This is a genomic window from Martinezella sp. CNPSo 3957 (assembly GCF_057784395.1).
Genome location: NZ_JBXSOU010000002.1, coordinates 165337 through 188810, shown reverse-complemented (window position 1 = coordinate 188810; position 23474 = coordinate 165337). Strand labels below are relative to the sequence as shown.

At 54.3% G+C, this 23474-nt stretch carries 26 protein-coding genes and 1 pseudogene; 12 read left to right on the top strand and 15 right to left on the bottom strand.

Annotation, left to right across the window (positions count from 1 at the left end):
• Nucleotides 1-38: 38 nt before the first annotated feature.
• Nucleotides 39-1733: pseudogene (gene treS, locus AC13QE_RS06070) on the bottom strand (maltose alpha-D-glucosyltransferase); the annotation flags it as partial.
• A 125-nt stretch (nucleotides 1734-1858) separates the two neighbouring features.
• Between treS and AC13QE_RS06065 the strand changes: the two are divergent.
• Nucleotides 1859-2092, top strand: a complete 234-nt coding sequence (locus AC13QE_RS06065) for a DUF6894 family protein (RefSeq protein WP_132717087.1) — start codon at nucleotides 1859-1861, stop codon at nucleotides 2090-2092.
• Nucleotides 2093-2411: 319 nt separating this feature from the next.
• Here AC13QE_RS06065 and AC13QE_RS06060 read toward each other — a convergent pair whose 3' ends face one another.
• Nucleotides 2412-2912, bottom strand: coding sequence for a YciE/YciF ferroxidase family protein (locus AC13QE_RS06060; protein ID WP_488483018.1), 501 nt, complete (start codon nucleotides 2910-2912; stop codon nucleotides 2412-2414).
• A gap of 142 nt (nucleotides 2913-3054) precedes the next feature.
• A complete protein-coding gene (locus AC13QE_RS06055; RefSeq protein WP_488483017.1) occupies nucleotides 3055-3228 on the bottom strand; it encodes a hypothetical protein in 174 nt (57 codons plus the stop codon).
• Nucleotides 3229-3946: 718 nt separating this feature from the next.
• Here AC13QE_RS06055 and AC13QE_RS06050 point away from each other — a divergent pair.
• The gene (locus AC13QE_RS06050) at nucleotides 3947-5764 is read left to right on the top strand and encodes a toll/interleukin-1 receptor domain-containing protein (RefSeq protein ID WP_488483016.1); all 1818 of its coding nucleotides are present in this window, start codon (nucleotides 3947-3949) and stop codon (nucleotides 5762-5764) included.
• Between the two features lie 331 nt (nucleotides 5765-6095).
• Here AC13QE_RS06050 and AC13QE_RS06045 read toward each other — a convergent pair whose 3' ends face one another.
• On the bottom strand, nucleotides 6096-7442 hold the full coding sequence (locus AC13QE_RS06045; RefSeq protein WP_488483015.1) for a PIN domain-containing protein: 1347 nt from the start codon (nucleotides 7440-7442) through the stop codon (nucleotides 6096-6098).
• 165 nt (nucleotides 7443-7607) lie between these two features.
• Here AC13QE_RS06045 and AC13QE_RS06040 point away from each other — a divergent pair, with 165 nt between their 5' ends.
• From AC13QE_RS06040 to AC13QE_RS06025, 4 genes are all read left to right on the top strand, one after another.
• Nucleotides 7608-8336: a hypothetical protein gene (locus AC13QE_RS06040; protein ID WP_488483014.1), complete on the top strand. Its 729-nt coding sequence runs from the start codon at nucleotides 7608-7610 to the stop codon at nucleotides 8334-8336.
• An 11-nt stretch (nucleotides 8337-8347) separates the two neighbouring features.
• Nucleotides 8348-9076 (top strand): SOS response-associated peptidase, encoded by a 729-nt coding sequence (locus tag AC13QE_RS06035; RefSeq protein WP_488483013.1) that lies wholly within the window; start codon nucleotides 8348-8350, stop codon nucleotides 9074-9076.
• Between the two features lie 242 nt (nucleotides 9077-9318).
• The gene (locus AC13QE_RS06030; protein ID WP_488483012.1) at nucleotides 9319-10005 is read left to right on the top strand and encodes a hypothetical protein; all 687 of its coding nucleotides are present in this window, start codon (nucleotides 9319-9321) and stop codon (nucleotides 10003-10005) included.
• Nucleotides 9995-10753: a hypothetical protein gene (locus tag AC13QE_RS06025; RefSeq protein ID WP_488483011.1), complete on the top strand. Its 759-nt coding sequence runs from the start codon at nucleotides 9995-9997 to the stop codon at nucleotides 10751-10753. The genes AC13QE_RS06030 and AC13QE_RS06025 overlap by 11 nt, the downstream gene beginning before the upstream one ends.
• Before the next feature lie 61 nt (nucleotides 10754-10814).
• On the opposite strand, the gene AC13QE_RS06020 is transcribed toward AC13QE_RS06025, so the two are convergent.
• The 3 genes from AC13QE_RS06020 to AC13QE_RS06010 all read right to left on the bottom strand — a co-directional run bounded on the left by AC13QE_RS06020 (nucleotide 10815) and on the right by AC13QE_RS06010 (nucleotide 12099).
• On the bottom strand, nucleotides 10815-11141 hold the full coding sequence (locus AC13QE_RS06020) for a phage holin family protein (RefSeq protein ID WP_112421907.1): 327 nt from the start codon (nucleotides 11139-11141) through the stop codon (nucleotides 10815-10817).
• A gap of 12 nt (nucleotides 11142-11153) precedes the next feature.
• Nucleotides 11154-11405, bottom strand: a complete 252-nt coding sequence (locus AC13QE_RS06015) for a hypothetical protein (RefSeq protein ID WP_488483010.1) — start codon at nucleotides 11403-11405, stop codon at nucleotides 11154-11156.
• Nucleotides 11406-11466: 61 nt separating this feature from the next.
• Nucleotides 11467-12099, bottom strand: coding sequence for a hypothetical protein (locus AC13QE_RS06010; RefSeq protein WP_488483009.1), 633 nt, complete (start codon nucleotides 12097-12099; stop codon nucleotides 11467-11469).
• 95 nt (nucleotides 12100-12194) lie between these two features.
• Between AC13QE_RS06010 and AC13QE_RS06005 the strand changes: the two genes are divergently transcribed.
• The 5 genes from AC13QE_RS06005 (at nucleotide 12195) to AC13QE_RS05985 (ending at nucleotide 14385) form a co-directional block, all read left to right on the top strand.
• Nucleotides 12195-12437, top strand: a complete 243-nt coding sequence (locus AC13QE_RS06005) for a DUF4160 domain-containing protein (protein ID WP_310230189.1) — start codon at nucleotides 12195-12197, stop codon at nucleotides 12435-12437.
• A gap of 15 nt (nucleotides 12438-12452) precedes the next feature.
• Nucleotides 12453-12932: a helix-turn-helix domain-containing protein gene (locus tag AC13QE_RS06000; protein ID WP_488483008.1), complete on the top strand. Its 480-nt coding sequence runs from the start codon at nucleotides 12453-12455 to the stop codon at nucleotides 12930-12932.
• A gap of 44 nt (nucleotides 12933-12976) precedes the next feature.
• Nucleotides 12977-13231, top strand: coding sequence for a hypothetical protein (locus tag AC13QE_RS05995; RefSeq protein ID WP_488483007.1), 255 nt, complete (start codon nucleotides 12977-12979; stop codon nucleotides 13229-13231).
• Between the two features lie 47 nt (nucleotides 13232-13278).
• Entirely contained in the window at nucleotides 13279-13614 is a 336-nt protein-coding gene (locus AC13QE_RS05990; RefSeq protein ID WP_488483006.1) for a hypothetical protein, read from the top strand.
• A 156-nt stretch (nucleotides 13615-13770) separates the two neighbouring features.
• The gene (locus AC13QE_RS05985) at nucleotides 13771-14385 is read left to right on the top strand and encodes a PH domain-containing protein (protein WP_488483005.1); all 615 of its coding nucleotides are present in this window, start codon (nucleotides 13771-13773) and stop codon (nucleotides 14383-14385) included.
• A 103-nt stretch (nucleotides 14386-14488) separates the two neighbouring features.
• Here the strand turns inward: AC13QE_RS05985 and AC13QE_RS05980 are convergent, their stop codons facing one another.
• Genes AC13QE_RS05980 through AC13QE_RS05970 form a run of 3 tightly spaced genes read right to left on the bottom strand, consistent with a single transcriptional unit; the run spans nucleotide 14489 to nucleotide 16309 of the window.
• Nucleotides 14489-15643, bottom strand: a complete 1155-nt coding sequence (locus tag AC13QE_RS05980; protein WP_488483004.1) for a phage late control D family protein — start codon at nucleotides 15641-15643, stop codon at nucleotides 14489-14491.
• Between the two features lie 2 nt (nucleotides 15644-15645).
• Nucleotides 15646-15858 carry a tail protein X gene (locus AC13QE_RS05975; protein ID WP_488483003.1) on the bottom strand — a complete coding sequence of 71 codons (213 nt, stop codon included), beginning with the start codon at nucleotides 15856-15858 and terminating at the stop codon, nucleotides 15646-15648.
• A 4-nt stretch (nucleotides 15859-15862) separates the two neighbouring features.
• Complete coding sequence (locus AC13QE_RS05970; RefSeq protein WP_488483002.1) at nucleotides 15863-16309, bottom strand: phage tail protein; 447 nt, start codon at nucleotides 16307-16309, stop codon at nucleotides 15863-15865.
• 234 nt (nucleotides 16310-16543) lie between these two features.
• Here AC13QE_RS05970 and AC13QE_RS05965 point away from each other — a divergent pair, with 234 nt between their 5' ends.
• Nucleotides 16544-17899, top strand: a complete 1356-nt coding sequence (locus AC13QE_RS05965; protein WP_488483001.1) for a serine hydrolase domain-containing protein — start codon at nucleotides 16544-16546, stop codon at nucleotides 17897-17899.
• Between the two features lie 184 nt (nucleotides 17900-18083).
• Here the strand turns inward: AC13QE_RS05965 and AC13QE_RS05960 are convergent, their stop codons facing one another.
• From AC13QE_RS05960 to AC13QE_RS05940, 5 genes are all read right to left on the bottom strand, one after another.
• Nucleotides 18084-20252, bottom strand: coding sequence for a phage tail tape measure protein (locus AC13QE_RS05960; RefSeq protein ID WP_488483000.1), 2169 nt, complete (start codon nucleotides 20250-20252; stop codon nucleotides 18084-18086).
• 124 nt (nucleotides 20253-20376) lie between these two features.
• Nucleotides 20377-20649 (bottom strand): phage tail assembly protein, encoded by a 273-nt coding sequence (locus AC13QE_RS05955; protein WP_488482999.1) that lies wholly within the window; start codon nucleotides 20647-20649, stop codon nucleotides 20377-20379.
• A 78-nt stretch (nucleotides 20650-20727) separates the two neighbouring features.
• Nucleotides 20728-21240, bottom strand: a complete 513-nt coding sequence (locus AC13QE_RS05950; RefSeq protein ID WP_112421918.1) for a phage major tail tube protein — start codon at nucleotides 21238-21240, stop codon at nucleotides 20728-20730.
• Between the two features lie 15 nt (nucleotides 21241-21255).
• Entirely contained in the window at nucleotides 21256-22722 is a 1467-nt protein-coding gene (locus tag AC13QE_RS05945) for a phage tail sheath subtilisin-like domain-containing protein (RefSeq protein ID WP_488482998.1), read from the bottom strand.
• 149 nt (nucleotides 22723-22871) lie between these two features.
• Nucleotides 22872-23468, bottom strand: coding sequence for a hypothetical protein (locus AC13QE_RS05940; RefSeq protein WP_488482997.1), 597 nt, complete (start codon nucleotides 23466-23468; stop codon nucleotides 22872-22874).
• Between the last annotated feature and the right edge of the window lie 6 nt (nucleotides 23469-23474).

Sequence of the window (23474 nt, the reverse complement as noted above, 5' to 3'; positions counted from 1 at the left end):
CCCGCGACGCGCCGCAAGTCGGCTCAGTCGTCGGAGCACTCGGCTTCGCTCTCAAAGGACAAGAGAAAATATCCATAGGCCTGGAATGTCAGTGAATAGGAAGCCTGCTCGACGATCGGGAATTTTGTTTCACCAAACAATTCGACAGGGGTTTTACCCAGAAACGGGCCGAGATCCAGCCGCACGGCCTGTCCGTTGTTCGATAGGTTGGCTGCAAAAAGCACGCAGTCATTGCGATACTCTCTGGCATAGGCAATGACCGCCGTATTGTCGGTGCTGAGAAAGCGTATGGAGCCTCGCGCGAATGCAGGATGCTGAGCGCGGATCGCCAGGACGCGGCGAATCCAGTTCAAAAGCGAGTGCGGATCGTTTTCCTGCGCCGCGACATTGATGGCACGATACCCGAATTGCGCATCGTCGATGACGGGAAGTGCGAGCTTGTCGGAAGTGGCATCGGAAAAACCTCCATTCCGGCCATTCGACCATTGCATCGGTGTGCGCACCCCGTCCCTGTCGCCCAGGTCGAGATTGTCGCCCATTCCGATCTCGTCACCATAATAAAGCACCGGGCTGCCCGGCAGCGACAGCAACAGCATGTGGAGAAGCTCAACCCGCCGTCTATCCTGGTCCATCAAAGGCGAAAGACGGCGCCTGATCCCCAAATTGAGGCGCGCACGCTCATCGGAAGCGTAGGTATTCCAGAGGAAATTACGCTCGGCTTCGCTGACCATTTCCAAAGTCAGCTCGTCATGATTTCTAAGGAAAATGGCCCATTGGCAATCGCTCGGAATATCCTGAGTCTGGTTTATCATTGTGATAATCGGCTGGGCGTTCCCCATGGCAATTGCCGTGAAAATCCGCGGCATTAGCGGAAAATGAAAAGCCATGTGGCATTCATCGCCCGCACCGAAATACTCCCTCGCCTCGTCGGGCCACTGATTGGCCTCAGCTAGAAGAATGACGCCCGGGTGCTCCGTATCAAGCATGTTTCGGATGAGCTTGAGCAGTGCATGGGTTTCGGGGAGATTTTCGTTGTTGGTATTCTCCCGCTCCACCAGATAGGGCACGGCATCCAGCCGGAAGCCATCGACGCCGGCCTTGAGCCAGAAGCGCATGATATCAAGCAAAGCTTCGACGACCTCGGGATTGCGATAATTCAGATCGGGCTGATGCGAATAGAAACGGTGCCAGAAATAGGCTCGCGCGACAGGGTCCCAGGTCCAGTTGGATCTTTCACTGTCGACAAAAATGATGCGTGTCTCCGCGAACTTGTCATCCGTCTCGGACCAGACATAGAAATCGCGCTCGGGAGATCCGGACGGCGCGTATCTGGCGCGCTGAAACCAGGGATGCTGGTCCGATGTGTGATTGATGACCAACTCCGTGATCACGCGCATGCCGCGCGCGTGCGCCGCATCCACCAAGGACGTGAAGTCCTCGATAGTGCCGAATTGCGGGTTAATTCCTTTGTAGTCTAGAACATCGTAACCGTCGTCGCGCCGCGGCGACGGATAAAAGGGCAGCAGCCAGATCGTATTGACGCCGAGCGAGGCCAGATAATCCAGCTTTTGGGTAAGCCCGGCAAAGTCGCCGAACCCATCGCCATCCGCATCGAAGAACGATTTCACATGCAGTTGATAGATCACCGCATCCTTATGCCATGACGGATAGCGAAGATTGCGGTCGATCGTGCTCAAGCGGCCCTCCTTGCAACTCCAGCTGATGCTCAGCATCCAGGCTCTGACAATTAAAACCGCCGGTCCGATCTTCAAGGCCGACCGGCAAGGGCTCCATGGGGAACCGGACGGCTAACCCGGCGTTTGCTATTGGAGGATGCAAGCATTGCGGGAGAAATCCTATGAAATTCTTCTTCAATCTCCGTTCAGAGGATGCGGTCGATATTGACGGGGATGGAGTGGAGCTGCCGTCGCTGCAAGCCGCCAAGGAAGAAGCCTGCCATTCCGCCAGGGAAATGATCGCCGAGCTGATCCTCCAGAACAAGCCGATCGATGGCATGACATTCGAGATCGTAGATGAGAGCGGCGAAGTCCTCGCAAACATTCGCTTTCGCGATCTCATTAGATTGGAATGAGGCGCCTCGATGATCGGCCATCCTTTCGGGATCATCCACCACTTGGTCTCGCGCGTCGTGATGAGCAGAACCTCGAGAACGCTTCCCTCTCCATATCGAAAGCAAAGCGCCCCGTACTGTTTTGCCATATCTCCAGCCGCGATGGTTTCGATATGCGGAGCAAGTCTCGCAAGATGCGGCCGGTGTTTTGACATAGCTCCTCGAGGCTGTCGGAATAATAGAACGGTACCGGATCCTTCTCTTTAATTCGGTGCCGTCCTCGTGCTCAAACGGTGCGCTGCTCCTGCAGCGCACCACTGAACCGGACGCAATCGGCGCTTTAAGCTGCCTTTTTGGCCTTCGCGTTGGCGGCGGTTTCCGCCAGCTTCGTTAGCTTCTGGTCCGTAGCCTTCTCCTCCTCCAGCGTCTGCTGAAGAAGCGGCACGGCCTCCTTGAGCCCAAGCTGCTTGGCCCATTCGATGAGCGTTCCATAGCGCGCGATTTCGTAATGCTCGACGGCCTGGGCCGAGGAAATCAGGCCTGCGTCGAGTGCCGGCGTGCCTTTGAATTCCTCGATGATCTCGTCGGCTTCGGCGACGATGCCGAGAATTGCTTCGCAGGTCTTGCCGCGCGCCGATTTTCCGAGGAGTTCGAACACCTGCTCCAGACGTTCGACATGGCCCTGGGTTTCGTCCCGGTGATGAAGAAAGCCTTGCTTGCCTTCTTCCGCCTGTGCCGCGCGCGCCATCTTGGGCAATGCCTTCAGGATTTGCTTTTCGGCGTAATAGATGTCTTTCAGCGTTTCCAGAAAGAGATCGTTCAAAGTCTTCTCGGATGCCATTTGGGGTCCTCCAACATTGTTCAACGTCATCTTTGTACGGAAGCAGAAGCGCTCTGCCTCCCATCAAGCCGGCGGACGGTCTGTCCGCTCGATAGCCTGCAGAACGAGAAGTCCGCAGAGCGCAGGTTTCCGGCGGATTAGATCAGGATTTCTTGTGGCTTTGCTGACCGGCTTTCACATGCTGCTCGTGAGAACCGCCACGCTCGCCGCCTGATCGTTGTTCTTTGTTCGATGAAGCCTGCTTCGTGTCGGTATTCTTGTGACTCTGCTGGCCGGCTTTGACATGCTGTTCATGAGATCCACCTTGGGAAGCCATGATGCTTTCTCCTCTCGTTTGATTGCGAGGCCATACGGACCTCCGCCTTCGAACAGGCGATCGCGAGTTTGGTTCCTGCATGGTCGCTAAAAAAGTGATTTCAGCCATGCTGATCGCCCCCGCGGACATGGCAAAAGAACGCCAAGCCAAACGCATTCAAGCTGCGCCGGATCGACACTGCTTCATGGAATTGCGATTGATGCGAAGTCGCACCATGATTTTCGCGACGGGAGCGGAAATTAGGAGAATAGAGAACCTTGCGACTAACCGGCCCCTCAATCTGCATGAGCAGCTAAACCGAGCGAGATTATAGGATTTGGTGGGCCCGGAGGGCCGAACAAAATGAAACAAGAACAATAGGCTAACGACCCGGTTAGCCATATGAGTTTTCCCATTGTTCTAAAGGTTGCCTTTGCTCCTCGTTCTTTCCAAACAGTCAGAAAATAGCGCTGAAGGTCTTGGAGATTTAAGCGAATTCAATTTGGCGCTTTAATACAAGCCGACTCGCAAAAACTGATGCGAGAGGCATTTGAAATACACAGTTAGTCGGCAGACGCCGCAAGCGTCAAAATTCGATCTACATGTCTCGACTATTGCAATTTGAAGTTTTAAGGATGTCCCTTGGCTTGATGACAAGCGGTCGCAAAAACAATTGCCAGCGACTGAACCATGCAATTGAAAAGATACGCTATAGGAAGACTTCTTCCGGAGGTTTAGAATGGCGCATGCCAGTCATTTGAAGTGGCTTAAGGGGGGCGCAAAGGAATGGAATCAAAGGCGCGAGAATAGACATTTTATTCCCAGCCTCCGAAATGCCGATCTCGATGGCGCCGATCTTTCCCGCTTTAATTTGCGGGGAGCATTGCTGTCAGGGGCTTCTCTGAGAGGTGCCGTTCTTGATAGAGCCAATCTGATGGGCGCAGACCTGACGGAGGCTGACCTCACAGGAGCCTCGCTAATTGGAATAAGAGCCGAAGCCGCGACTTTCAGTAAAGCAATATTAGCTAAGGCAAATATGTCGAACTCCTACGTCACGCAGGTCATTTTGACAAATGCCGACCTGTCTGAAACTGTTCTGACCAATTGTCTAGTTTATGCAACCGACGTAACCGGCGCAATAACTCGCGGCACGGTAGTGCGATCTTCCTATGACGGTTACCCCCGAACTGTGGATTTAGGTGGAACTGTTGGCCTTACACAGCAGCAAGTGATGCACATGCTTGGCGATACCGGCGTCGAGTTGCCTACCGGGATGACATATCCAAGTAGTTGGCCCGTTTGGGTCAAAGTTGAAAAGCCCGACGTCGAGGGTGAGCAAGCCTCACCACCGCCAGGCCAGTTTGTGTTTCTATCTTATTCGACCAAAGATCGTGATGCAGTAAATCGGCTTCGGCTGGCCCTTACTAATGGCGGCATTCCATTATGGTGGGATCAAAACATATCAGCCGGCGATGGTTGGCGCTCTTCCATTCAGTCGAAGCTCGATTCCGCCGCCGCAGTACTCACCGTGTGGAGTGCGAATAGCACTTCTTCGAAGGCTGTAACCGAAGAAGCGTCTCGCGCGCAAAAAGACGACAAGCTGGTACACGTCCGCATTGATGACGCGGCACTTCCGTATGGATTTTCGGAAACGCAATATTTGAATTTACAAAAGTGGGATGGGTCGCCAGAATCGCCAGAATTCCGTCGCCTCATACAATCGCTTAGGGACAAGCTCCGCCCACCTACCCGAGAAGAGATTGAAAATCGCCTGACATCGTTTGCTCCGATGGAAGCATTGTTAGTGGACGGTCTTATCACCGCAAGAGATAGTCCAGCCACATCGAAGCCTCCAGTTGAAGATGCCCGCAATCTGGAAGAAAGATTGCAAGCACAGGAAATTCTTGCAAGCAAAGCTTTGAATGCGCTGGAGGAACTCGACAATAATCTCGGCGAAGCGATCAAATTCGATCTAAGACATTTTGTGAAAGAGGTTAAATCACGGCCAGCGAGCTGGTATATATTGACAGACAGTATAGCAGATATTCACGTTCACCTTGAAAACGAGGATATACCGTGGCCGGGGAGCACAAGGAATACTATTGAGCGCCTGTGTAAAAATCATGAAGCACTACGGCCCCTGCTAGAGCCGGTGCAACCGCTGCCTAACTCACCGGAAGCCCCTGCGGTCCCTCCCGAGATTAGTTCTCTTAAGCTCAGTGACAAGGCCATTAGCGAACTCAGCCACAGGGCTGCAAGTGTTTTTAGCGGTGCAGATGCAGCGTCAGTGTTTACCGAACCAGCCGCTAGGGCCGCGGGGTATTTAGCCGGTGCCGTTAGCGATGCGGGTGCGAGCAGTGTCTATAGCGAGGAAGGGGCAAGCCGTCGTTTTGCAAAGATAAGGCATGCTATCAAAGTACTCGGAGGATTTGTGGGAACTGCAATCGCACAAATAAGTTTTGGCCTAAGTGGAAGCCTGATCGCTTCGCCCGATGCAGCCAAAACATTTGTCGGCAACCTGAGAAAGCTCTTTGATTACATTCTTTCTCTATTTTAGCAAAGGACGGCAAATCTTTCAAAGAGCATGCGGCTTTTGTGAGCCGCTGGGCTCATTTTCTTGCACTCCATTGGGTGACCTGTATTTTCAGCCTTGCCCTCGGCGCAACCTTGGATAGTCACAGTCAGATCCATTATTGCAGGTGGGATGGGGAATGCTTCACCCTATTGTCGTACTCCGCATTCCGATTCCAAAGGTCAAAGGTTCGAATCCTGTCGGGCGCGCCAACGATTTCAATTGGTTAAGCCAACCGTTCAGTCCGCTCTCCCGAACGCAGGAAGCACATAGGAAGCAGAGAATTCGACCAGACAGTTCATTCCAGCCACCTATCTTAGCCAAAAATGCCAGGCTCGTTCGAGATCTCGTCCGTGACAGCCATGACACCCAGAGTATTGACGATCGAAAAATATATTGTGGTAGGGCGAATAGCTTTGTTCAAAAGCTGTCGCGCCTGATCTTTAACTTGCCTAAGTGAAACCTCCGCATCCGAAACAATAAATACGTATGCCCCTTGCCAAACCTCAGTCACACCCATGCTTATCGCACGGCTCAGCTTGTCAAAAACCTCTGATCTGGCGAGAGCAGGATTCATGTACCTGACATCACAAATCTCGAAACTTGAATACTTTCCGTCCTGCTCAACCATATATTTATCGCTATCACCGAACCTTATGAGACCATGAGGCCCAAATCTTTCGCCCGCCCATGCGGTCACTGCGTCCAAGAGCATGTTTTCGTCCGCGATTGCATGCATTCGTAGTTCGCGATGGCGCGCCGCACTGGATACATCGCGGACCTGATCAATCGACTCATTGGGGATTTGAGCATCGAGATATTGCTTTGCATTTTCCAAAAATGAGACCGGCTTATACATGTGAAAATGTGTAACTCTCGCAAGACGCCTAATCTCTTCAACAAGCTCTGGTCGGGGACCGATGGTCTTTCCGCCCACAATCTGCCACCAGTCTTCCTTGTTATCATCCGTGACAAATATTATCTTCTTTATATTACTACCGTCGCAATGCTCTATTATTTGTTTCCAGACAATTAAATCGCCATATATATTATGGTATTCTATCCCGCCGTATGCAAAGGTATTTGGCTGATCCTTTCCTTTATCGGCATCTTTATATCCGGGCGGAATATTAGAGGCATATCGCTTTTTTCCACCCTCCTGCCATGACGCAACGTTTTCGGGCTTCGGTTCTTCGCCCACGTTTCCGGATAGCAGCGCGTCAATATCGTCGCGTATGGCGTCATTTTCGTGAACTTGCGCTTGGCTTCCCTTTAGGGATTCTAGGTCAGCTCGAAACTTTGATATGGCCTCGTTCATTGCGTCTAAGAATGAAGTTGGATCGATTAGAGAATGTCGCTGCTTCAACTCATCGAAAGCCGCTATTTGCGGTTCAAGCTTCCTAAGCTTTGCAAGCGTTTCGTCAAAATCGGAGTTTTGCTTATGAATCACACTGAGGCGATTTCGTTGGTACTCAAGGGCCACATGATGTGGCACCCAAAGGCGATCTTTAATTTTTTCTAGTGTTGCAAGCATGTCAGCTTTAGCTTGCTGGGGGTATCGATAGAGGCTCAAAAGTACACTGGTATCCAAGACAAACGTTGCCTCTGACCACAGCGAGGCAAAATCAGTTACTCTGTAATAGTCTGGGAATCTGCTGCGCACCGAAGATTGCTCCCGCTTTTGAGATTGAAAGTTTTACGCGAGATTGGGTCGCAAATGCCAGTCTATTTTTCGCGCATTCTCCTCCACACGATCAGGCTTGACTCGTATTCGCCTTAGAACATAATAAGAACATTCAGGCGGCAGTAACAACAAACGAGGAAATCCATGCCGCGCGATATCCGCTCCACCACGCCCGCTTTTGAAACTCTACGCTTTGTCGCTTCCATCTGCATAGGAAGAACCAGCAAGCAGACGAAGCGAGACTTTGCAGGATATGCCGTTGGAAAGCGTCGCAAGCTTTCGGTGGTGCCGTACATCGCGAGCGATATGGCGAAGGAGCTTGTGCGCTCCGTGCAAGTCACAAACGGCGATCAGCCTGTGACGGCGGAAGAGATTGCCGGAAGAATCGAGACAATCTTGCTCGGCCTGGATGAAAAAACTGCCTTCAATCTGGCGAGCATTTCGACGGAAGAAAGGGAAGAGGTCGTTGACCTGATTGCCGATCACGTTCGGGCGATGATGCTTAAGGATTATACGATAGCAGAGATCGAGAAAAAGCCTGAATCGCCAAAGCCAGTCGAGTGGAACGGATGGCAGAGCTTTGAATCCATCAAATCCAGCGAAAAGCCTCAGTACAAATGGCGGCATACATGGGCCGACCGAAGCGGAAATGACTTCGTTGGCTACAAGGATGGCAGATGCATCGGCCGGGTTTTCCAAATCGATTACACGGCGCAACGAGATAGATGGTTTTGGCTGATTGAACACGTACCTGTTGAGCGTCCCGCGCGGGAAAACCGGTCGGCAGGTTGGGAATGGACGGCCCGTGAAGCGGCGTGCCGTGCTGAAAAATGCTATGACGCTATCATGCGTTTGAACGGCAAGCAGGCTTAGGGAGAGAAAGCATGTGCGGTCGCATCTATATCAAGGCATCGCTGCGCGAGCTGCTGTTGAACTTTTCGTTCGCCGGCCCCGGCGACACCGAACCACTTTCAAATAGCTTTCCGAACTATAACGGCGCACCGACGCAATCCTATCCCATCATAATCAGGGATATCGTCCGCGAACCGGATATTACCGGCCCCATCTTTGCATCGGCCAAATGGGGATTTGTGCCCGAATGGGCGAAAGACGAGCAATCCGGCAGGCCCGCGCCGATCAATGCCAAGGCAGAAGGCATTCAAACGAACGGCATGTTCCGGCAAGCTTATAAGTCCAAGCGCTGTCTGGTCCCGATCAATGGCTTTTTCGAGTGGAAGGACATCTACGGCACCGGCAAGAACAAGCAACCCTACGCCATTGCCATGAAGGACGGCAGTCCTTTCGTGCTTGCCGGCATCTGGTCGCTTCACAGGGATCGCGATACGGGCTTGGACAAGCGGACATTTGCCGTTGTGACCTGTCGCCCCAACGAGCTGATGGCGACGATACACGACCGTATGCCCGTCATCCTTCGCCCGGAAGACTATGAGCGCTGGCTATCGCCCGAGCCGGACCCCGCCGATCTTATGACGCCCTTCCCCTCCGAGCTGATGACCATGTGGAAAATCGGAAAGGACGTTGGGAATGTCAGGAACAACCGGCCCGATATCATCGCCCCCCTTCCCGACGACCCGGAGCCGCCATTGTTGTGAACGTCGAGGCTCGCGGCACTGCGGAATCCCTTTCACCTATCGACGGTGGAAACAATACAATTTGCTATGTGTCTACTCGTCGAATTTTTGCATCTCTGCTTTTATGACGGAAGCGCGATTCTCGCATTTATAGAAATGGGGCTGAGCCGACCGTGAGTAGATTTTCCGAGAAGATTCCGAGAAGCAATCAAACCTATCAATTTCTGCCGTTGTTCCATACATGTGAAGCTTTCGACGCTCGCGTGTACATCGAAAATAAACTGCTAAATACTTCCGATGAATGCGAAGTTTTTGGAGAGAAAATAACCTATCTTTTCTACGGAAGGCCAGCATACAAATACAGAACAAAGGACGGCTCGCAAGTGATGCTTGCAAACTATCCAATATGTTTCGTTTTTGATATAGACTTAATATCTGAGATAAAAAGAATATACCCGTTCGATACGGGAGCATTGCACAATAAAATATTGGATCAATTTATCCATAACAGAACTGCAGTTGCTGATTTTTCCGTCGAGCCCGAACGAAATAGAATTGCCGACATAGTTTTACATTTTTACAATACGAATGAAAATTATCTAAAGGGAAAACTCAAGGAGAGCAAAGTAGATCCATTTGATTTCGAACAAACAGCCTATAGAGAGATGCACAATAAATATGCGCTCTCTAAGGCCGATGAGAGGCGCATCACCATTGAAGTTCACGCGCCCCAAAGCATCGAATTAAATCCGGGAGCGCTTCAATGCGTTATACTACCAACAGAGTTGCTCGAATCAGAACTCTTTCAAGCCTTCATCAAGGATACGGACATTGATGTCCGTGCCTATGACGTCGAGACTTGGGACCCCAAAGCCGGCTTCCCATTGATCGCAGCGGAAGCAAAGAAGTACATCTCTGAGAGGCTAAGGAAAATCGCCCATGGAAGATAGCCGGGCGTTTAGCATCGTGGCAATTATGCCAGCTAACCCGGATGGTCCGGGGTTTTGCACACCATTGTTCCGGAGCGAATTGGGCGAGCAGTATTTTTTGCAAAGCTTGAATAGATATAAGCAGATCAAAGAATTTGTCTATGTGGGCAAATCCATTCCGGATAGGGCAATTATCTCACATAGATCGAATTATCAATTTAAAGCAAAATCTAACTCTATCCTCTGTCTTCGCTTTCCAAACAATAAGATTGTTTGCGAATCAAGAGAAAAGACACTCGAAATAGCGTTAGATAATATCGATGAATTTGGCGATTATCCATTTATATACTTCAGCATTGCACGCCACAGTCAAGACGAAGCTGTCATCAGAAAGGCGCTGGCGCACCCGGCCGTTCGTAATGCTATTCGCAATCGATGGATTAGGTTGAAGTCGAAAGAACAGCAACGCATTTGGAATAGGCTGACTTTAGAGGAGCTTCAAGAACTGCTCAGCCAGGCTGTAGCTGGCAAGGAAAGCGCAAGTGAGCGACTATTGCTCGACGAAGTCAAGCACAGGATCGGTGAGGACTACACTGTAGTTGCGCCAAATAGAAGGGATCACGGCGAACCGGACCTCATGATTGATACTGGGTACGGGCGCTACGAATTGGAAATCAAAGCGCATCGCGGAGATCCCGCTGGCACCGTAAAGGTTAAGCCGCATTTCCGGTTAAGAAACAAAATCGATGGTGCGCCGCCCGAAGATTGATATTAAATATTGAGCGCAGCAAAAGCCGCCCTGCATGCAGCGGCGGCTTTCAATTTGCGATCTATTGCCCGGCTATGCGCCTCGAAAACCATTTCTGAAACAGCACTTCAGTCCCGCGCGGCCCTAGATAGGCGAGCCCAGCTATCAGGCCCGTGGTAGCCGGTTGCCCTACATTCAAATAGGAGGCTATGCCCTCCCCGATGAAAGCCATGCCAAGAGCAACCGGGACCTCCCAAAGCAGTTCGATGCCGAGGAATTTTCGTCGACCCTTGCGCGCCTCGTTGGTGTGCCACATGGCCCGGCCGACCATTGCACCGACGATGGTCGAAAGCGCGCCGCCACCCCAGGCATTCAGCAGCTCATAAAGCGAGTTGTATTTATCGGACATCAGCCCGCCTTTCTATTTTTGGACAGGAGGTTGCGGTTTGATAAGGCCAGACAGACCATCGCGACCGATGTTGACGAAGACTTTCAATGCAGCGAGCCCAGCAATCGCATAGGCGGTGATCTTCGGGCTAATGAAAGACTGTGAGCATTCCAGCGTACCGGTTGGGAGCTGCGTGCAGCCGCTGGCAAGCAGGATGGCAACGAGTAGTCCCGAAAGACTGATGGCGATGTTCAGCAGATTATGCAGGGCATTGGAATTCAGCATGCTTGATCCTTTTGAAGTCGCATGAGCGGGTGTCGGACGAGGGTCAGCGTGCAGCGCGGGCTTAGCGCGAGGCTTCAAGTGCTGCCGCGAATTTCTTGGCGTAACCGGCAATGTCGGCGGCGCGATCAGTGCCGTTGATGATCTTGCGCGCCCCGGCCCAATCGCTGACGGTGGCGCTGAAGTAGTCGGCAAGCCGTTTGCCGGTGAACCGCCCGATGATCATGCCATCGCACAGAATTTCGACGGTCTTTATAGGATCGAGTGCCTTGTCCGGGTCTTCGGCGATGCCGTATTTCGCGTAATTGTCGCGGCCGGTGATCTGCACCAACCCGCGACCGCGATAGCGCCACCCGTCGCCGCTGGCCTCGTTGCGGTTGCCCATGCGGTTCGCATAGGCGCGATTGGCGATGCGCTGCGGCTGTCGCGCATAGGCGGCGGCTTGAGAAATCGTGAAGTATTTCGGGAAGGTCGCAAGCAAGCCCGAAGCGGAATAGTTCAAGTTTTCAGAGACGGCGCACATGGTCCTATCGGTTTCGTGATAGGCCGTCGCCAGCATGTAGGCGAGCCAGCGCATATCGAACGGCGCGGCACACCATGCGGCAAGAATTGCCTTCATGCCGTCCACCTGATTTGCCGAAAGCCGTCCACCGAACAACGACGACCGCACCGCCGCGAAGAACTTCGCGTGATCCATAAATTCTCTCCATATTTTGGGGTAAAAATTGCACCATGTAACTTTACATGGTGCATAATATGCCCTATGTTGTACCTCATCGAAGTGAGGGGCACATGGGCAAGCTGGTTCAAATCGGAAACATCATCATTCGTGTTTACGCGAACGATCATCTGCCTCCGCACTTCCACATTCTCACCCCGGATGGGGATGCTCTTGTGGACATCGCGACACTGGAAATCCTGCGTGGTAAGCTCGCACGCAAGGCGCAAGACACCGCCCTCGAATGGGCAGCGAAGAACAAGGCAGCTATTGCCGCCGAGTGGAACCGGACCAATCCCCGCTTTCCGATCGCTTAAAGAAGGGAAACAGAAATGGACATGCCGCGAATTGAAAGCGTAACGCCGACGTCAAACATGACGCTGGCAATCAAGTGGAAGGGTGGCGCTGAGGTTTCCGCAAACCTAGTCGGCTGGATTGCGACCAGCGGCGAATTGCTCGCCCCCCTCAAGTCTCCCGATGTCTGGAAAACCGCCGAAGTCACGGACTATGGCGCAACGGTGGAATGGAGCGGCGAAGACTTGGCGATCGATGCCTATCACCTTTTCCAGATCGCCGAAGACCAGCGCGATTTTAATGCTGAGGATTTGCGGAAATGGCAGGAAGAAATTGGGCTCTCCAATAATGAGGCGGCGGACTTCCTTGGGGTCACGCTCCGGACATGGAAGAACTATCGTGCCGGCGCGCCGGTTAGCCATGCCGTCAAGATGCTGCTTCGGGCAAGCCAGCGCGACCCGCTCTTGATGCATGCGCATTACCGGCCACGTCAGAACGGCAGACCGAAGGCCGCGTAGCCGACCCCTCAAATGATTAAATCCAATGCCCATTGGGGAGCTTGATGCAGATTGCGAAAGAATTGGACATCGCGGAAATAAGTACTGCCCTCCATCCCAAGCGCCGAATGGTTATCCTTCAGAGGGAAGATGGCCTCTATGCCTATGCAGAGCAGTATCATTATGTGTCGCAGTATGACGGCAAGATCATAGCCGAAGGCTGGGCTACGCTTCCCAGTGACGGCATGTATCCAACTTCCCAAATAGCCGAAATTGAAGCACGAGCAGCTTTTTCACGCCGATATGGCGTCGCATATTGACAGGATGGCGATGCCTGCTTGTTCAGCTTGGGCGTAGGAATTTCAATATGAGCCACCCGTCAACTCAGCCCGATATCGAAGTGATGTTCGAACTGACATCGCTTCGTTTCGACGGCAGCACAAAAATTGTCCTGTCCGGTTATCGGCCGACATATGAGATTCATGACGACTATTGGACCTCGGCACATCACGAATTTGTCGGAGTGGAGCGGGTTCTCACAGGACAACGGGCGTTGGCTAAAGTGTGGCTTTTGTCGCCCGCGGCATATCCCCACTCACTTTGGACAGGAAGAAGATTGCAGGTAGCGGAAGGTTCACGGATCGTTGGCGTGGCCGAAGTGCTGAGCGTCATCAATCCCGTCCTTCAAAACGCTGATCTGTAAAGCTCGCATACTTAGTTCTCATCACTCCGCTCCAGGCCGCGAGAGCACGTTTTTTTGCGATGAACCCTGGGTTGGTGTCTCGTAATTTTCGTGTCTATTTGAATTAGGATGTTGTATTTCTGTAAAAGACCATGAGAAACGTCTCCGGGAAGCAATATGGCGACATCGCGTTGGAATATCGCGGATGCAATCGAGGCGGAGCTGCAATCCGGCGAAATGGTGCGATGGACTGGTAAACCAACCTTTATTCCGATGCTTGCACGCCAATTCATCCCGCTCACGATTGGCTTTGCATTCGTTGGGATCGGCATTCAGCCTGTTATCCCGGTAGCTCAGTCCTTATGGATTGGAGAGAGTGTGAAGGATATTTGGCCCGCTCTGGTGTCTTGTCTTTTCGTCATCTTAGGGTTCGCGTCTATAGTGAAGGCTTTCTTAGATGCGATCGCAACCTCGCGGACGGCTTATGCAATTACAAACAGAAGGGTTCTTATTGTTTCTCACCTATTTCGTAGGCGCGTGCTGGCGTTTGGACCGAACGGAATCAACGCTGTCGAGACGAGTGAGAATTTCGACGGTTCAGGAACGGTAGTGTTTCGGCGTGAAATATCTAAAGACGCTGAAGGAGATGCCACTATCAAGTTGGCTTTCGTCGGTATTGCTGATGTTGCGACTGCAGCGCGCGAAATCGAGAAACTTAGGCTCAGCGGACAGCTAACTTCAGATGCAACTGACGCCTTGGCCCATCCAACTTTCAAACCATTTACTAACTAGCAAATGCATAGCCCCGGAAATAGCAATTGGGATCGCCCTGCGCGCCCTCCTGGCCGCAATGAGCCGAAAGAACAAATGAGCTAACTTTGTAGCGAGCTAGCGCCTAGTTCTCGTCAATCCGACCAAAGCGAGGCGTGAGGAAGGCCGTCGGCGTGGCGGGCGTACCCGGCACACTACTCGGCGCAACCTTCCCGGCCGCATCAGTGGCATTCTGCGGTTCGGCACCTGCGCGCCTGCCGGCTTCCTCGTCTTCAGTCGCCGACTTCCCGTCGTAAAGGCGGCCAGAAACCTCAACCTCAAAGCCCGTTGTCTTCGTGTACTTGGAGCGCGCCGTCTTGATGATATACGGCACGCCATCAAGCCCAGGGCGAACGTCTGCAAAGAGCAGCGGCAAGCCCGCCTCTATCGCCGCATCGCCGAGTACCGTCACCGAAACACTGCCCTCCCCGCGCGCAAGCTCCTTCGCCTTAGCACGCGCCGCCTTGTCCGCTTCTGCCGGCGAGGAAAAGGCATCGGGAATGCGGTACACGCTGTCGCCATCCGCATCCGCGTCCGCCTCTATTTCCACCCGCTGGGCCTTGTCGGCATCCTGATAGTAAGACACGACCTTGCTGTATTTCGTGCGGTCGTTGATATCGACTTTCAACGTGCCGGTTTTGATGACGGCCGGCGTAATGAAGACAGAGCCGAGGGAAGCGCCGGAAACCGAGAGACCGGAGCCGCGACGGGCAAACAATAGCCGCCGCTGCTTGATGGCAAACAGAGCGTTATGCCGATCCGCCAGCCGCCGCAGGAAATGAATGTTCGTCTCGTCCTGCTGGCCTATCCACTCGTAGCGGTGCCCTGCAAGGTCGGGATCAACGGCGGGCGTTAAACCGCTCTCGCTGGCAATCTGCTCTATCAGGTCGCCAAGGGTCGCCTTATCCCATGCCCGTTCCTGCCGCTCTTTCAGCTTGCCACTGCGCAAGTCCGCCGCCTTGCCGGAAATCGACATCTTGTACGGTAGGCAATCGAGACTGATCTTGTCGGCCGTGAATTGCCCCTTGGGAACGAGATTGCTGCCGTATCCCATCTTGACCGAGATGAGCGCGCCCTTGCGCGGCAGCGCGAGATAGTTCGGAGGGCCGTCGTTTAGCTCGATATCGACCGTATCGGACTTCAAGCCCTCTTCATCCGTCACGGTGACGGATATGAGCCGTTCATAGAATGCGCCGGCAACCGGTACGCCATCGACCGTAATTTCAACGCGAGGCTTCATATTCAATCCCATAAGCTAATCAGCCGCCGCTCTACGCTAACGCTTGGCATGTCCGGCATAATGATTTGAGTACCGAGGGGGAGGATCGGGCCAAGACGGGAAAGGCCCGGATTGGCGGAAAGTACCGCCTCGACAACCGCCGCCGTCCGCCCATAATGAGAGAGGCAAGCGAGATCGACCGTCTCGCCTTGCCGCGTCGTGTAAATCCTTGCCATGCGATCACCTGAACAGCTCAGAAAGTAAGGAGCTTGCGCGGTCCACGATGCCGCCGGCACTTGCTGCAGCGTCCGACCCGATACGCTTGAGCGAAATGACATAGGCATTCCGTCGCGGCATCCCTTTGGCATCGTGGTAGGTCTGATCTTCCTCGACGGATTGGACGGTAAACATACCCCGAATGACGCCTTCCATGGCGTCACCACTGACAAGCATCATTTCCGTTCCGGCCAATTGCGCCGATATGATGCCGTCGAGCTGCGATTGCCCGCCAAATTCCTCCGGGAACAAGACGCCTTGAATCGTCACCTCATCCGACGTTGGCCCCGTCCATTGCTGTGGGTTGAGGTCCTGCCCTACGGATATCTCTACCCAAGGCGTATTCACCTTGCGCTTGATATTCTGATAGCCGAAGCCCAACGCCTCGAAGGCGTAGCCCCCGAGCATCATCGATGTTACACCCGTCATGATCTACCTATCAGTGCGAGAATTGAAAGAAGTAGAAGTCTCAGCAAGACCTCGAGCCAAAAAGTGCGGCAACTGTACGCCAACGGCAGTGATAGCTGGCATCGCAGAACCGTCTCTCTTCCGACGGAGCAAAAGTGAGGAAACAACCGTTGCTTTAAGCGGGATTTTTGGGACTTATTTCGTGAGTTTGCATCGTCTCCTCAGCAGGTCGCAAATATGAGCCGAATCCGAAAACTCTCCATTGTGGTTGTTTCGATTGTAATTCTTGGGGTTTCCGGAATAAGCGGATGGCTGACTTTCAGCCCACCCGATTTGCTGGTAGTCGCCACAGGCTATGCAGCCAAAGTGGTTTGTTCGAACGTGTTCATTGCTAAACGCGAGGCGGATGCTGTCATCGCAACCGACGTGCAGTTTGCGCTTTCGCACGCCGTCAAACGAATGAGCATTAACGTCGATACCGGCAAACAACGTGTTGACGCGGCATATCTGGGCCTGTTCGCCAGACGTCACGCCCAATACGAGGAGGGACGAGGTTGCACTCTGGATTCAACTGAGGGGGTCCGTTCTCGCGCAGCCGCAACTTCTTCGCCGCCAAAGACATCCGATGCGCTCTGGCCGGCTGGCAACAGGGTGCAATTGTCGGACAACAAGCATTTGCTGGCTGTGTTGAGCAATCCGGCTCTTCAGGGGCCGGGGATGCGCGCAATCATCGTTGTTCGTGACGGACATATTGTCGGTGAAACCTATGGCGCAGGCTTCGGGCCTTCAACGCCATTGCTAGGTTGGTCCATGACGAAGACCGTGAACGCTGCGCTGGTCGGCATGGTCATCAAAGACGGAAAGCTCTCGCTCAATCAAAAAAATCTATTCCCGCAATGGATCAGCGACACACGCAATGACATATCCGTAGCCGATTTGATGGCGATGACAAGCGGTTTGAAATGGAGTGAAGAAGGCAATTTCCCCGATACATATATATTAGAGTACCTCGCTAAAGATGCGGCGGCTTTCGCGAGAGACCAGCCTCTTGTTGCTCCACCTGGAGCGAAATTCAATTATTCCGGTGGCTCTTCGGTCCTGTTGGCGCGGCTTTGGCAAAATGCTGTTGGGGCAGACTCACAAGCTTTTCCGCAGGAACGATTGTTCAAACCTCTAGGCATGACCAGTGCCGTCCTTGAATCTGATCCTTCAGGCACATTCCTTGGCGAAGCCTATCTCTACGCTAGTGCGCGTGATTGGGCGCGTTTCGGCGAACTCCTGCGCCTGAACGGCGAGTGGAACGGTGAAGAGCTTTTGCCGAGTGGCTTTGTCGACTACATGCGCTCGCCTGTGCCCGCCTCCGACGAGGGACATGGTCCCGCTTACGGTCGCGGACAACTTTGGTTAGGCCCGGGCCAGGGATTTACCTTGCCGGCCGACACATTCCTGATGCAAGGTCACCTGCGTCAGGTGATTGCGATCATCCCTTCGCTTAAAATTGTGATCCTGCGCATGGGATTAACGCGCGAAGATATCGGTTACAGCTATGCAAAGTTGCTGTATGCGATTGTCGCCGCGTTGCGAAAGTCCTGACTTTGCCACACTCCAGTTTTTCCTGAAAGCGTTCGAGGATTGTCGCCCGGAAACTCTGTCGCAAAAAGTCGGAACACGGGGGCGGATTTTTGCGATGACCAATGACCAGTTGGGCCGAGAGATGGATAACTGACGGCAGCACCTCGAACCGTGGTTAAGATTTCGCGACTTAGAAGTGTGAAACCTAGTCGCTGAATTGCGCATCCGCCGCATTCTTGATTGCTGCACCAAGCTGACCAATCACGGCATTTGCCGCAGCCTGCGGGTCGGCAACACCAGTGATCGAAATGGGGGCATGAACCGTTACATTGGGCGGCGGCTGATTTACCACGCGAACATCTTGCGTCCCGCTTGGCCGCGTCATCTCAGCTATAGATGAAGCGTCGATACGAGCGGTGATCAAACCAAGATCATCCGCCGTCTTTCCGGGCAAGGTTTCCGTGGTCGATCCGCCCAAGCCGGCGGCGCGAGCTGCATGGGCACTATCCATCGCAGATTGCCTATAGACACCGGTTGGAGCCGGGCCATTCTCAGAGGTGACGAAGGACTTCAAATATGACCCGATGGCATGCACCGCGTCTTCCGGACCTGGCAACCAAGCTTTTCCCTGCTTGTAAAGCGTATCGCCGGTATAGCTTTGCTTCCCAAATTCCCAAGCACCCGCTCCCGCCATCCCATAAATGCCAAGGCGCGCAAATCCCTTGAGCATGGCCGACCAACCCGCAAACAGGCCCGTAGCAGCGCCGCCCGCCGCCGCCCCGGTTGCTGCTGTCGCGGCAACGCCTCCGGCTGTTGCGGTTCCACCACCGACAAGCGCGGCAATAGCGCCGATGGTTTTGAGGGCACCGACGAGAGTGCTCGCCCCGGATAACAGAAACATCGCGCTCGCGAGTTTACGAACCGTACCGGCGAGGAAGGCGATGCCAGCGCCCCACATGACCAGCTTTAGACCATAGCCCGACATCTGCCCGAGGAACTGCGCGATAGGATTTTCACGAATTGCGTTCGTCAACTCGCGAACGGATGCGCCCCATTCCTTTGCCTTCATGAAGAACCGGCCGAGGTTTTCGCCAGCGTTCGGATCAACCTTGCCAAGCATCAGGTCGCTAATGTCGTTGACCATCTCGCGGATGCCGCCATCGTAGCCGAAGCCCTGCGCAAACCCCTTCGCGCCGGCCTTGATCTGGTCGAAGATTGTGGCCCGGCTACCAAGCGTATCCAAAACATCGCTGATCGCCTGCGCGCCTTCACGGATCGAAGGCAACATGCTGTCGCCAACTTCCCAAAAGATGTTGGATACCTTGTTGCCCAAAAGCTCGAGCGCATTCCCCGTGGTGCTGGCACGCTGCTTGTACTCATTCATGGCAGAGCCGGCATACTTGGTTCTGTCGCTAACACTGGCGAGCGCATCGTCTAGCAGCTTCACATTGCCGAGCAGCGGAATGAATGCCTTGGCCTCGTCACCGAAGAAATCGGAGACGATGGATATTTGTTGATCCTTCGGAGCCTTGGCGATAGCGGCAAGAACCTTTTTCAGCGCTGCCGGCGCATCCTTCTGCATTTCCTTGGCGATCTTTGGCAAGTCGAGACCGAGCCTTGCCGCCACTTCACGCTGACTCTTTTTCGCGGAAGCGCCGCGCGTCAAAGCCTTCGTGACGTTCTGCATGGCGGTCGCGGCGACTTCCGGCTCCGCGCCGGCTGCAATCATAGCGCTGCCGATGCCGGCAACCTGCTCTTTGGTGAAACCGGCGATCTTACCGAGGGCACCGACGCGCAGCATAAAGTCCGTAATTTCGGACGCCTTGCTCGCCATGTTGTTGGAAAGGTGGTTCATGACATCGGCAAGGTCGCCAGTCTCGGCAACCGTCAAGCCGAACTGCGTTTTCAGTTTAGCCAGGCTGGAGCCTGCCTTCTCCGCCGTTATGTCGAAGGCGATACCGACACGGGAGGCCATTTCGGCAAAACCCTGCAACTCTTCTGTCGCGATGCCGGATTCACCGGCCGCAGCAAAGAGCGCTGCAATATTATTGGCTGACATCGGGATTTCGCCCGACATGCGCCTAATATTGCGGCGCATGTTCTCGAACTGCTCGTCCGTCGCTTCGACAACCTTTTTCACATCGGCAAAAGCAGACTCGAATTTGATGGCGCTCCCTGCCGTGGCGCTCAAGCCCTCCCTCACTCCAAGATAGCCGGCTCCCAAGGCGATAGCCTGCCCGATCATCCCACGCATAGGAGCGAATGCCGTCATCCGTTGGGAACGCAATCCGTCCAGCGCCCGCGTGATGTGCTTGGCGCGAGCAGTAACATCGTCAAGCAATGAAACGCGCAGGGTGCTTTGCTGTGTGGTCATAGCGGTTCCTTCAGCGCGTCCCGCAGGCTTCGCGCTGTCTCAAAGTAGGCCAGTAGCTTTTCAGGGGACCACCGCTCGATGACGTCGAGCGATGTATGGGTGTAGCGAGCAACGAAGACGGCGACTATTCGCCAGTCGTGTTCTTGCCTTCGTTTCCCAAGAGGTCCTTGGTTTTTGCAAGGATGATGCTGAAATCCTTAGCTTTGATCTTTTTGAAGGCGGGCAGCGGAGTATCCGAAATCGACGCCAGAACGGCGACATTGCCGGAAAACTCGCCTTTGACGTGATCCGCCGCCATAAAGTCACCAACTTCGGCCTCACGGAACGTCAGCTTGGTAATCGTCAGCTCGCCATGCTTTACCGGCGAAAGAAGGGTATGGGTGACAACTTCGGTCATGATAGCCTCGATAAAAATGGCCCGCGCGAAGCGGGCTGTATTGGATGGAATGATTTGAAGGGGAGAAGTCGCTAGCTGCTAGAGCAGCAGCGCGTTGCGAATATCGCCATATTGCGAGACGCCGCCAACCTTGAAATCAAAGTCGTCCATCTCGTAGATTTCCTCGCCGTCGATTTCGAGCTTGTAGTAGTTCACGTCAACGGCATAGTCGTTCTCGGCAAGGTCGCCAGTCTTCCATGTGCCGTGATCAGGCTTATACATCTTGCCGCGAATGGTCAGCACAGCGCTATGCGTGGTGCCGTCTTCATCGACATGCGCCCCGGTAATCATGAACGGCGTATCGACGCCCGGCTTTAGGCCGAAGAGCTTCAAAATCTGCGGGTCGAGGCCCGGCATCTTGAACTTGAATTCCGGAGCCTCGTAGCCGAGATGGACCTTGCGGGCCTTGATCATACCGGCATTGCGCACGTCTTCGCGCTTGGCTTCCGGCACGGGCACGGTGATATCGCCGATCTGCCCGAGCTTGCTCGTACGGTCGGCCCACATCATGCAGTCGCGCAGGATGCGGCTAGGTAGGGTCTTTTCTGCCATGTCGGGCTTTCCTTATCAGGCGGCGAGCGAGAGCGGGCCGGTTTCGATTGCGCCATTCACCTCGTCCAGCAGAAGCCGGTAGTAGAGAATGTTGCGATGGGTGGTGAGGTGGATTTGTTCCATGAGGCCGACCGGCTCGAATTCCACGTCAAGGAAAAGCTTGCCATCGGCGAGCGTGGTCGGCTCGTTGATATCGGACAGCCAGACGCGACCGCCGAGGATATCCTCATTGTTCTTGAAGACGCGAAGGGCGGCGTTGCCGTCCTCAATCATCATCTTGAGATTGGCCTTTGTGAACTTGCGGTCCACATAGAGGAAATAGAGGTCTTCAAGCGCCTCGTTCACCATGTCGGCCGTCGCGCGCACGCTATCGAACTGCCAAAGCGGATCATCCGTCGCCAGACGGCTACCCCACGTACGGAAGCCGCCGCGCTCGTTGATGATGGTGGCGACCTGCTTTTCGTTCAGATAGTTGCTGTCTTCGGGATAAGCGATCGTGCGGGCAACGCCATCGATCGTGCGGATGATCTTGTTCGATACCGAACCGGATACGCCTTCGGCGGATGCGACGACGCGAGCGCGAATGCCGGCGAACACGGCGGCGACAGGCTTTGTCACCGGCACGCCGTTGACGTTCTTGATAGTCTTCGGGTCGATGATGAGAATGCGACCCCCGTTGACCGTGCGACGGAAGCGAACGGCTTCCGCATTGGTGGTGTTCGGCCCGGAGATATAAGCCCTCGCCCGGATTTTCGGAGTTATCACGTTTAGGGCGGAGATAAACGGATTGGCAACGTCGCCAACGTTGGCCGTCGCCTTCGGCAATATCTTATCCGCCTCTTTGCCACCGCCGGTAAAGGTAATCGTCGGCGGCTGCGAAAGCGCCTTGCCCGGCTCGACCACTCGCACCGCGACCACCTTTCCCGCATCGACAATGCCGGTGCCCATGATTGCCTCAAGCTTGGGCAGAACCTTGCCGGGATCATTGCCGCCGCCGGACGCCTCGACAATGGGCGCTTCCGTCAGCTTGGCCCCTTGCTCCGACATCGAAACGGAAACAACGCCCGCCTCGATCCACGCGCCAGTATCGCCGGCAGTGATGACGACGCGCGGCTGATAGCCGGTAATCGCCTTGGCACGCAGCGCCGCATATAGGCCGGTACGAGCAACAGGGTCGCCAAGGAGATTAGCTTGCTGTATCGCCGGGTCCGCACTATCGGGCACACGGTTGATGATGCACCAAGAACCGCCCTCACCAAAAACGGAGGCTACGTCTTCCAACAGCGTGCCCGCCGCGCCGAGCGCCGCTGCCGCCCGTTCCGAGGTGATCAGAGTGGGATAGTTCAAGGGGAAGGCGGCAGGATCGGCATCGGGTGCCGTGCCGTTGACGAAGGTAATGCCATTGCGCTGGACGCGCAGAAGCGACGGGGTTTCCGCGCTTTCGGCAAGCGTCACGCCATGCGCATAGGACAGGTCGGCCATAAAGGTCTCCATTGGAAATGACAGAGGATCGGGTGAGATTGCGCCGCCTCAAGTTTTCAGGTCGGCAAGCAGCAAGCGGCCCGCCGGAGTGCGGCGGGCTGAATTAACGAATGTCGAGAGTGTGAAACGGGATGCTTCGGGAGCCGCGCCTATTGCTGCGCGGCTGCCGTCCACATGGCATCAATCGCCTCCGGCGAGAGATCGAAGGATGATCCGATCTGCTCAAGCAACTGATCGGTGCGCGAGAACATGGTCGGATATTCCCAGGCATTGAGCGCCTTAGCCCGTGCCTTTGCGTCGGCAATGCCGTTGATTGCCGCCGTCACTTGGTCCGGCATGATATCGTTATCGATAAGCGCGTCTCGGAACTCGCGAGGCGTCAGGTCCGGCATTGCCGCACGCTTTTCTTCAATGGTCATGTGGTCGGCCGGGTCCACAATCCGACTGCCGTTCCATTTCATGCCGTAGACGCTCCCGCCGGGACCGCGCGTGAAATCGCCGGCTTCCTCACGGCTGATACCGATAATCCGATGGCCCGCGATCTGCGAGTGTTCCGGATTGGGTTCCATCGAAACCACGCGGTCGCCGTCATCGAGCGCCACGTAGAAATCAAACGGTGGCAGCGATTTATAGAGATCGTGCCACTCGGTGCTGCCGGCATCGTAGAAGACATAGATTTGCGTTTCCCGACCGCCGGGAAGCTCCACGGTTTCGACCCGTGGAGTGAGTTTTCCGAAATCGTGCATAGGATT

Excerpts from the sequence above, each read along its gene's own strand:
- AC13QE_RS06065 (WP_132717087.1), top strand. The coding sequence starts at position 1,859 with ATGAAATTCTTCTTCAATCTCCGTTCAGAGGATGCGGTCGATATTGAC.
- AC13QE_RS06060 (WP_488483018.1), bottom strand. The coding sequence starts at position 2,912 with ATGGCATCCGAGAAGACTTTGAACGATCTCTTTCTGGAAACGCTGAAA.
- AC13QE_RS06055 (WP_488483017.1), bottom strand. The coding sequence starts at position 3,228 with ATGGCTTCCCAAGGTGGATCTCATGAACAGCATGTCAAAGCCGGCCAG.
- AC13QE_RS06050 (WP_488483016.1), top strand. The coding sequence starts at position 3,947 with ATGGCGCATGCCAGTCATTTGAAGTGGCTTAAGGGGGGCGCAAAGGAA.
- AC13QE_RS06040 (WP_488483014.1), top strand. The coding sequence starts at position 7,608 with ATGCCGCGCGATATCCGCTCCACCACGCCCGCTTTTGAAACTCTACGC.
- AC13QE_RS06035 (WP_488483013.1), top strand. The coding sequence starts at position 8,348 with ATGTGCGGTCGCATCTATATCAAGGCATCGCTGCGCGAGCTGCTGTTG.
- AC13QE_RS06025 (WP_488483011.1), top strand. The coding sequence starts at position 9,995 with ATGGAAGATAGCCGGGCGTTTAGCATCGTGGCAATTATGCCAGCTAAC.
- AC13QE_RS06020 (WP_112421907.1), bottom strand. The coding sequence starts at position 11,141 with ATGTCCGATAAATACAACTCGCTTTATGAGCTGCTGAATGCCTGGGGT.
- AC13QE_RS06015 (WP_488483010.1), bottom strand. The coding sequence starts at position 11,405 with ATGCTGAATTCCAATGCCCTGCATAATCTGCTGAACATCGCCATCAGT.
- AC13QE_RS06010 (WP_488483009.1), bottom strand. The coding sequence starts at position 12,099 with ATGGATCACGCGAAGTTCTTCGCGGCGGTGCGGTCGTCGTTGTTCGGT.
- AC13QE_RS06005 (WP_310230189.1), top strand. The coding sequence starts at position 12,195 with ATGGGCAAGCTGGTTCAAATCGGAAACATCATCATTCGTGTTTACGCG.
- AC13QE_RS06000 (WP_488483008.1), top strand. The coding sequence starts at position 12,453 with ATGGACATGCCGCGAATTGAAAGCGTAACGCCGACGTCAAACATGACG.
- AC13QE_RS05995 (WP_488483007.1), top strand. The coding sequence starts at position 12,977 with ATGCAGATTGCGAAAGAATTGGACATCGCGGAAATAAGTACTGCCCTC.
- AC13QE_RS05990 (WP_488483006.1), top strand. The coding sequence starts at position 13,279 with ATGAGCCACCCGTCAACTCAGCCCGATATCGAAGTGATGTTCGAACTG.
- AC13QE_RS05985 (WP_488483005.1), top strand. The coding sequence starts at position 13,771 with ATGGCGACATCGCGTTGGAATATCGCGGATGCAATCGAGGCGGAGCTG.
- AC13QE_RS05980 (WP_488483004.1), bottom strand. The coding sequence starts at position 15,643 with ATGAAGCCTCGCGTTGAAATTACGGTCGATGGCGTACCGGTTGCCGGC.
- AC13QE_RS05975 (WP_488483003.1), bottom strand. The coding sequence starts at position 15,858 with ATGGCAAGGATTTACACGACGCGGCAAGGCGAGACGGTCGATCTCGCT.
- AC13QE_RS05970 (WP_488483002.1), bottom strand. The coding sequence starts at position 16,309 with ATGATGCTCGGGGGCTACGCCTTCGAGGCGTTGGGCTTCGGCTATCAG.
- AC13QE_RS05965 (WP_488483001.1), top strand. The coding sequence starts at position 16,544 with ATGAGCCGAATCCGAAAACTCTCCATTGTGGTTGTTTCGATTGTAATT.
- AC13QE_RS05960 (WP_488483000.1), bottom strand. The coding sequence starts at position 20,252 with ATGACCACACAGCAAAGCACCCTGCGCGTTTCATTGCTTGACGATGTT.
- AC13QE_RS05955 (WP_488482999.1), bottom strand. The coding sequence starts at position 20,649 with ATGACCGAAGTTGTCACCCATACCCTTCTTTCGCCGGTAAAGCATGGC.
- AC13QE_RS05950 (WP_112421918.1), bottom strand. The coding sequence starts at position 21,240 with ATGGCAGAAAAGACCCTACCTAGCCGCATCCTGCGCGACTGCATGATG.
- AC13QE_RS05945 (WP_488482998.1), bottom strand. The coding sequence starts at position 22,722 with ATGGCCGACCTGTCCTATGCGCATGGCGTGACGCTTGCCGAAAGCGCG.
- AC13QE_RS05940 (WP_488482997.1), bottom strand. The coding sequence starts at position 23,468 with ATGCACGATTTCGGAAAACTCACTCCACGGGTCGAAACCGTGGAGCTT.